The sequence below is a fragment of the Corallococcus sp. CA053C genome (genome assembly GCF_003611675.1).
GTDB lineage: Bacteria > Myxococcota > Myxococcia > Myxococcales > Myxococcaceae > Corallococcus.
In genome coordinates this window covers 1-7,254 of record NZ_RAWA01000459.1, presented here as the reverse complement: position 1 = coordinate 7,254, position 7,254 = coordinate 1, and the positions used below count along the sequence as shown (strand labels likewise).

General features: G+C 72.3%; 5 protein-coding genes. All 5 read left to right on the top strand.

The window, feature by feature from the left end:
- The first annotated feature begins 19 nt into the window (after positions 1 to 19).
- Entirely contained in the window at positions 20 to 895 is an 876-nt protein-coding gene (locus tag D7V97_RS37245; protein WP_120615365.1) for a ScpA family protein, read from the top strand.
- Positions 882 to 1,877, top strand: coding sequence for an SMC-Scp complex subunit ScpB (gene scpB, locus D7V97_RS37240; RefSeq protein ID WP_120615364.1), 996 nt, complete (start codon positions 882 to 884; stop codon positions 1,875 to 1,877). Before D7V97_RS37245 ends, scpB begins: the two co-directional genes overlap by 14 nt.
- 31 nt (positions 1,878 to 1,908) lie before the next feature.
- Complete coding sequence (locus D7V97_RS37235; RefSeq protein WP_120615363.1) at positions 1,909 to 4,488, top strand: pseudouridine synthase; 2,580 nt, start codon at positions 1,909 to 1,911, stop codon at positions 4,486 to 4,488.
- Positions 4,489 to 4,585: 97 nt separating this feature from the next.
- Positions 4,586 to 6,700: a HEAT repeat domain-containing protein gene (locus D7V97_RS46885; protein ID WP_120615362.1), complete on the top strand. Its 2,115-nt coding sequence runs from the start codon at positions 4,586 to 4,588 to the stop codon at positions 6,698 to 6,700.
- Positions 6,701 to 7,254, top strand: a 554-nt coding sequence (locus D7V97_RS46245; RefSeq protein ID WP_368668993.1) for a tetratricopeptide repeat protein, incomplete at its 3' end; no start/stop codon positions are given.

The following is a 7,254-nucleotide window of genomic DNA, read 5'->3' as shown; positions in this document are numbered from 1 at the left end:
CCCCTAAGGACGCCGTCCGGTGAGTGAAGGTCGTAAGCCACCACCGCCCGACGACCTCCCGCCAGACCCCGACGGGGAGGGGACGCCGCGCACGCCCGCGGACGCCTTCCGGGTGGCGTTGCCCAACTTCGAGGGGCCCCTCGACCTGCTGCTCCACCTCATCAAGGAGCACCGGGTCGACATCTTCGACATCCCCCTGGCGCTCATCACGGGGAAGTACCTGGAGTACCTGGAGCGGATGCGGGAGCTGAACCTGGACATCGCCGGGGAGTTCCTGGTGATGGCCTCCACGCTGGCGCACCTCAAGAGCCGCATGCTCCTGCCCCGGCAGGACGCGGCCCAGGTGCCCGAAGGCGCGGATGCGCTCGCGGCGGTGGAGGAGGCGCAGGACCCGCGCGCGGAGCTGGTGCGCAGGCTGTTGGAGTACCAGAAGTACAAGGACGCCGCCGAGCACATGGCGAAGCAGGACATCCTCGACCGGGACGTCTTCACGCGCCGGGTGCCGGTGGAAGCCGTTCCCATTCCGGACGATGAGATTGGCCTCCAGGAGATTTCGGTCCTGAAGCTGGTGGAGGCGCTCGACCGGGTGCTCGAGCGCCTGACGCCCAAGGTGCAGCACGAGGTGGTGCTGGAGCGGGTGAGCCTGTCCGAGGCCATCCTCCGGCTGGCCGAGCGCCTGCGCGCGGACGGGACGGTGGTGTTCGAGGCGCTGTTCACGGAGGCGGCCACGCGCCAGGAGGTGGTCATCACCTTCATCGCCATGCTGGAGATGGTGAAGCGCCGCCTCATCAAGGTCTTCCAGGAGGAGCCCCTGGGCCCCATCCAGGTGACGCCCAACGGGGACGCGCTGCAACAGCTGCTCCCCACGGAGGTCGACGAGAGTGACTACCGGTAACGGTCCCGACGACGGTGACGAGACGCCCGCCCCCGGCACGCCTGGAGGCCCCGGGCAGTTCTCCGAGGAGGAGATCGCCGCCGTCACCGGCCCCGGTCCCGACGACGCGGAGCTGGACGGGGTGGAGCCCGCCGCCATCGAGGAGGACTCGGACGACGCCGTCCCCGACCTCCAGAGCTCCTTCGAGAAGCTCGTCTCCAAGAGCCGCAACCTGTCCGTGGACCGGATCCGCACGGTGCTGGAGAGCGTGCTCTTCGTCGCCGAGCGCCCCCTGTCCGTGGATGAGCTGTACCAGGCGACGGGCATCCACCGGGACGCCATCACCCAGGCGCTGGATCAGCTCTCCGGCATCCACCGCGAGGGCATCAGCGGCATCGTGCTCTACGAGGTGGCGGGCGGCTGGCAGTTCCGCACGGACCCCCACTCCGCGGAGTACGTCCGGCGCTACCTTCGGGTGAAGCCGCAGCGGCTGACGCGCGCGGCGGTGGAGACGCTGGCCATCATCGCGTACCGGCAGCCCGTCACGCGGCCGGAGCTGGAGGACATCCGAGGGGTGGACTGCGGCGCGGTGCTCAAGGCGCTGATGGACCGCAAGCTGGTGAAAATCCTGGGCAAGCGGGAAGAAGTCGGCCGCCCCATTCTTTATGGAACCACGCGCGAGTTCCTGGAGTTCTTCGCGCTGAAGGACCTGTCGGCGCTGCCCACGCTGCGGGAATTCCACGAATTGACCCAGGAGCATCGGGACATCGTGGAGAAGGAGGCGGCGCCGCCGGTGCCGGTGGCATCGGGGACGGTGGCGGCGCTGTCGGACCCGGGCTTCACGAAGCGGATGGAGAAGAACGAGGCGGCGAGTGAGGCCGCGCTGGAGGAGCTGGAGGAGGCCATGGCGGCCGCGGAGCGGAGCCAGAAGGTCAGTTCCAGCGTCCTGGAAAGCCCCCCATCACCCGGGAAGGGTGATAGCGAGGGCCCCAAGCCCGAGTGACGGGCGGCAATGGAATGGAAGAAGGCAAGGAATGGCGGCGGAACGTTTGCAGAAGTACCTGGCTCGCGCGGGAGTGGCATCGCGCCGGCACGCAGAAGAACTCATCACCTCCGGTCGGGTGGGCGTCAACAACCAGACGGTGACGGAGCTGGGCAGTCGGGTGGAGCCGGGCACGGACCTGGTCACCGTGGATGGGAAGCTCGTCACGCCGCCAGAAGAGTCGTCGTACTACCTGCTGTACAAGCCCATTGGCGTCGTGACGACGCTGTCGGATCCGCAGGGCCGTCCCACCGTGGCGAACTACGTGGAGGAGACGGGCCGTCGCCTGTTCCCCGTGGGCCGCCTGGACTACGACGCCGAGGGCGCGCTGCTCTTCACGGATGACGGGGCGCTGGCGCACAAGCTCACGCACCCCAGCTTCCAGGTGCCGCGCACGTACCTGGCGAAGGTGAAGGGCGTGCCGGACATGCCCACCATCGAGAAGCTGCGCGGCGGCGTGCGTCTGGAAGACGGCATGGCGACGCCGGTGTACGTGGGCATCTTCGAGAAGGTCGAGCGCAACACCTGGCTGAAGATCGTCGTGGCCGAAGGTCGGCCGCACCTCATCAAGCGCCTGTGCGCGGCGGTGGGCCACCCGGTGGTGCGCCTGTTCCGTCCGGCGTACGCGGGCGTGGGCGTGGAAGGACTGCGTCCGGGCCAGCTGCGGCAGCTGAAGCTGTCGGAGGTGATGCAGCTCAACGAGGTGGCGGAGGGTCGCGCGCAGCCCGCGGAAGCGGAGATGAAGCTGCCGCCGCGTCGCCACGGGCGTGCGGCGCCGGGCTTCGACGGGCCGGACGACGACGAGACCGAGCTGTCGATGGACGACGACGCGCCGATGCCGCCGCGCAAGCCCGCGGGCAAGGCCGAGCGTCCGGACAAGAAGGCCGCGGCCGGCAAGGCGCCCACGGGTCCGAAGACGCGCGAGGCCCGGCCGGAGCGCAAGGATTGGAAGGGCGTGCAGGACGGAGGCACGCGTCCGCCGAAGTTCGCCGTGCGGGGCGCCACGCTGCCCACGGAGGACGAGGACCTGGATGACGCCGAGGTGCCGACGTTCGACGACGAAGGCGAGGAAGTGACGGAGCCGAAGGCCGAGGGTCGCCGCGGCGCTGGACGTGCCGCGGAAGGTGAGACGGGTGGTGCGCGTGCACCGCGCGGCGCCGCGGGTTTCGGCAAGTCGGGCGAAGAGCGCGCGCCTCGCGCGGGTGGTTTCGGCAAGCCCGCGGCCGGTGGTCGCTTCGGCAAGTCGGACGGTGATCGCGCGCCTCGGGCCGGTGGCTTCGGCAAGCCGGCAGGGCGCTTCGGGAGTGACGAGGGCCGTCCTCCTCGCGCCGGTGGTTTCGGCAAGCCCGCGGGTCGCGGCGGTGACGAAGGCGCTCCGCGTGGGCGTTTCGGCAAGCCGGCGCACACGGGCGCGGGTCGCGGTGGTGACGAGGGCCGTCCGCCTCGCGCGGGCGGCTTCGGCAAGCCGGCAGGCCGCTTCGGTGACGAGCGCGGCGCTCCGCGTGGGCGTCCGGCGGGTGCGGGCCGCTTCGGTGGTGACGAGGGTGGTGCTCCTCGTGGCCGTCCGGCCGGTGCAAGCCGCTTCGGTGACGAGGGTGGTGCGCCTCGGGGTCGTCCGGCCGGTGCGAGCCGCTTCGGTGGTGACGAAGGCCGTGCGCCTCGCGCGGGTGGCTTCGGCAAGCCCGCGGGTCGCGGTGGTGACGAGGGCCGTCCGCCTCGCGCGGGTGGCTTCGGCAAGCCGGCGGGCCGCTTCGGGAGTGACGAGGGTCGTGCGCCTCGTGCCGGTGGTTTCGGCAAGCCGGCGGGCCGCTTCGGGAGTGACGAGGGTCGTGCGCCTCGTGCCGGTGGTTTCGGCAAGCCGGCAGGGCGCTTCGGGAGTGACGAGGGCCGTCCTCCTCGCGCGGGTGGCTTCGGCAAGCCGGCGGGCGGTGCTCGCTTCGGCAAGCCGGACGGTGATCGCGCGCCTCGCGCGGGTGGCTTTGGCAAGCCGGCAGGGCGCTTCAGCCGTGACGAGAGTGGTCCCCGTGGTGGCGGTCGCTTCGGCAAGCCCGCGGGTGGTGGTCGCTTCGGCAAGCCGGACGGTGATCGCGCGCCTCGCGCGGGTGGCTTCGGCAAGCCGGCAGGGCGCTTCAGCCGTGACGAGGGCCGTCCGCCTCGCGCGGGTGGCTTCGGCAAGCCCGCGGGTGGCAGCCGCTTCGGTGGCGCCGAGGGCGGTGCTCGTGGCGGCGGCCGCTTCGGCAAGCCGGCCGGCGGTGCTTCGCGCGGCGAAGGCCGTCCGGAGCGTCGTGAATGGAAGCCCCGCGGCGAGTCCGCGGGCGGCGCGGGTCGTCCCGAGCGCCGTGAGTGGAAGCCTCGCGGCGAAGACGGTGGCAGCCGCGGTCCTCCGCGCGAGCGTCGCGGTGGCGTAGGCCGCACGTCGAGCGCGAGCCGTCCGGGTGACTCGGCCCGGCCCACGGGCGAGCGCATCGTGCGCGCGGGCATCCGCAAGGGTCCTCCGGAAGAGGGGGCCAGCAAGGCGCCTCGCGGAGCGTCTGATCGCTCGGCCCCACGCGGCCCCCGCCGTCCCCGCTAGAACATCCATCCTCCCGGGTCGTGCCGTCGGTGGGCGGCCCGGGGGGGCGTTGATATAACCGCCGCCTACCTCCACCGTCCGCCGCTCCGGGAGAACGATGCGAATCCGCGTGCGCCCCCTTTTCCTCGCCCTGACCCTGCTCGTCGGGTGCAACGGCAACCGGGATCAGCTCCTCGCGGAGATCCAGGATCCCCGTCCGGAGACCCGCGCGGCGGCCGTGAAGAAGCTGGCCGCCCAGAACAACGCGGACGACCTGGTCCTCTTCACCCGAGCGGCCAAGGACCTCTCCGGCATCGTTCGGGGCGAGGCCGCGGCCGCGCTCGGCGAGAGCCAGGATGCGCGCGTGGTGGACCTCCTCGGAGAGCTGCTCGAGGATCCGGACGAAGCCGTGCAGGGCCAGGCCGCCCTGGCGCTCGCGAAGGTGAAGAACGACAAGGCCAAGGCGTACCTCACGCTCCAGTACGGACGCCGGGGACGCGCCACCCGCCAGGTCATCGTCCAGGCCCTCAAGAGCGCCAACGTCCCGAACCCCATGGCGACCGTCGTCGCCGCCGAGTCCAAGGGCCTCTGGGATCGCAACCTCCTCGCCCTCACCGAAGGCGCGCTCCCCGAACGCGTGGGCGCCGCCGAGGAGCTGGGCAAGAGCGGCCGTCCCGCGGCCGTGAACCAGCTGCTCCCCATGGTGCGTGACAGCCAGGTCATCCTCGCCGCCGCCGCCGTGCGGGGCCTGGGAGACGCAGGCGACACGCGCGCCGTCGCGCCCATCGCGCTGCTGCTCGACGAGAGCTTCCCGGAGCTGCGCGAGTCCGCCATCAGCGCGCTGATGAAGCTGCAGGATCCGACGGCCGCCACGCGCCTCCAGGCCGTCGCCGTGGAGAAGAGCGCGGTGAGCCCGCTGGCCACCGACGCCATCCTGACCTTTCAGCGCACGCCCGCCACGGATGCCGCGCTGTGCGCCATCGCGCTCGACGGTGCCCGCGCCGAGGCCCTGGCCGCCGGACGCGCCATGCGCTCACGCGGCGGGTGCCCGGCGGAGCCCATCGTGGAGCGCCTCGCCAAACCGGCCTCCGCCGCGTCGGGGCTTCAGGCCGTGGCGGGGCTGGGCCCATCCGCGCAGGCGCTGCTCCCCAAGGTGACGCCGTGGCTCAACCAGCCGGACGTCACGCTGCGCACGCTCGCGGTCGAGGCGGTGACCCGCGTGGGGGACACCTCCGTGGCGCCCACGCTCCAGAAGCTCTACGAGCAGGAGATCGCCGGCATCACGGCGCTGCGCGCGGACTGGATCCCGCAGGCGCTGCCGCTGAAGTACAGCCCGGAGCTGGATCCCTCGACTCCGCGCGCGCCGGGAGCGAAGGACGACAACCGCACCGGCAAGCACGCGCAGCTCTTCGAGCGATTGCAGGCGCTGAACGCTGCCCGCGCGAAGGAGGCCGGCCGGGTCGTCGTCCCGCCGCGCGTGCCCTCGGAGCTGGGGGACGACGTGGACGCCGCGAAGCTGGAGCCGCTGGCCACGCTGCTGACCGGGCTGGGCGCGCTCAAGGCCCCCGGCTCGCTGGAGCTGCTCAAGGGCTACGCGAACGACCAGAGCCCGGCGCTGCGCGCGGCGGCGCTGGTGGGCCTGACGCACGCGGGGCCCGAGGGCGTGGAGATCGTGCGCGCGGCCCTGCTGGAGCCCGACCGCGAGCTGCAGAAGACCCTGGCGCTGGCGCTGGCGGAGCAGGGCGAGAGCGGCCAGCTCGCGCTGGTGACGTCCCTGCCGAAGATGGGCAGCGAGAAGCTGGTGGTCCTGGGAGCGCTGGCGCGCGTGGCACCTCCGCCCGCGTCGGCCTCGGAGGTGCTGCAGGGCGTGGTGAAGGAGGGTGGGGCGGAGGCGGCGGTCGCGGCGATGTTGCTGGGCCGGATGGGCGCGAAGGACGCGGTGCCCACGCTGCTCAAGGCGCTGGACGACTCCAACAGCGTGGCCCGGCGCGACGTGCTGCTGGCCCTGGGCGCCATCGGCGACGCGAAGTCGGCGGAGGTGGTGGGCCGCGACCTGTACCACGACCTTCCGGAGATCCGCGCCGCGGCGGCCACGGCGCTGCGCAAGATGAACTCGGGCATGGAGGCCGAACCGCTGGAGGCGCTCAAGGGCGACTACTTCCGCGAGGTCCGCGTCGCCGCGGGTGCCGCGCCCTTGAAGGACGACGCCCCGGTTGCGGGCGGGGCGAAGTGAATGGAGCTGCGCGAGCTCAAGGACAAGGCGACGGAGGCCTTCACGAAGGGCCGCTTCGCCAAGGCCGCCGAGCTGTACGCGGACTGCTGCCGCGCTGATCCGAAGGACCACCAGAGCCGCCTGCGCATGGGCGATGCCTGGGCCAAGGCAGGCCAGCGCGACCGCGCCGTCTCCGCCTACCAGTCCGCCGTGGAGGGCTTCGCGAAGGAGGGCTTCCTGCCGCGCGCCATCGCCGCGAGCAAGCTCATCCTCGAGCTGGATCCCTCCCACCAGGGCGTGCAGCAGATGCTCGCGGACCTGTACGCGCGCAAAGGCACGCAGGCCACGTCCCGCGCGAAGCCGAAGGACACCGCACCCGAGACACCGGCGCCCGTCACCCCGCGCGAAGCCGCCCCTCCTGTCGTCGCCAAGGCACCACCCCCGGAACCACCGGGCGCGGCCATACCCGATGACACCGAGGTGGTCCTCTCCGTCGAGGTCGAGTTGCATGTCGATCCCGAGCCCGACGCGCCCTCCGAGGCCCTGACGCCTGAAGCCACGCCGGAGCCGGAAGC

Excerpts from the sequence above, each read along its gene's own strand:
- D7V97_RS37235 (WP_120615363.1), top strand. The coding sequence starts at position 1,909 with ATGGCGGCGGAACGTTTGCAGAAGTACCTGGCTCGCGCGGGAGTGGCA.
- D7V97_RS46885 (WP_120615362.1), top strand. The coding sequence starts at position 4,586 with ATGCGAATCCGCGTGCGCCCCCTTTTCCTCGCCCTGACCCTGCTCGTC.